Below are 393 nucleotides of genomic sequence, written 5' to 3'. Positions count from 1 at the left end.
AGATTGAGTTTATCTGCTTCAAATTGATAGACATTGGTCTGCCATGCAGGATCATTTTTTTTGGCACGATCATACGCCTGCACCAAATCCAGTGCAAAACTCGAAATGGAAACACTACATAAGCTGGTCATGAGCAGTATTTTTTTTATGATCATGAAACGTATATCAATCCTGAAAAAGTTGCCCACTAAGACTAAGAAAAATCAATTAAAAATACAATCAGCAGGATGTGGGGAATTGTAGTCAATCCATGTTAGTATTTAAGCATGCTTGACGGAGCGCGAGTAATCACTCGCTGAGATTGGGTAAATCTACACTTTGATTAGATTTGATCCCAAGTACCGTTGAACCTGATCAGGTTAAGACCTGCGTAGGAATCAAGCTATCTAAAAA

The 393-nt window shown here is 38.2% G+C and carries 1 pseudogene and 1 riboswitch; the pseudogene reads right to left on the bottom strand.

What is annotated here, in order from left to right:
- Positions 1-155 (bottom strand): annotated as a pseudogene (locus JR005_RS14645) (RND transporter); the annotation flags it as partial.
- Between the two features lie 109 nt (positions 156-264).
- A riboswitch (TPP riboswitch) is annotated at positions 265-393 on the top strand.

The organism is Acinetobacter sp. Colony158 (genome assembly GCF_019264745.1).
GTDB classification, from domain to species: Bacteria; Pseudomonadota; Gammaproteobacteria; order Pseudomonadales; family Moraxellaceae; genus Acinetobacter; species Acinetobacter ursingii.
Note: the sequence above shows the minus strand (reverse complement) of the source record. Positions and strands in the feature narration are given on the sequence as shown.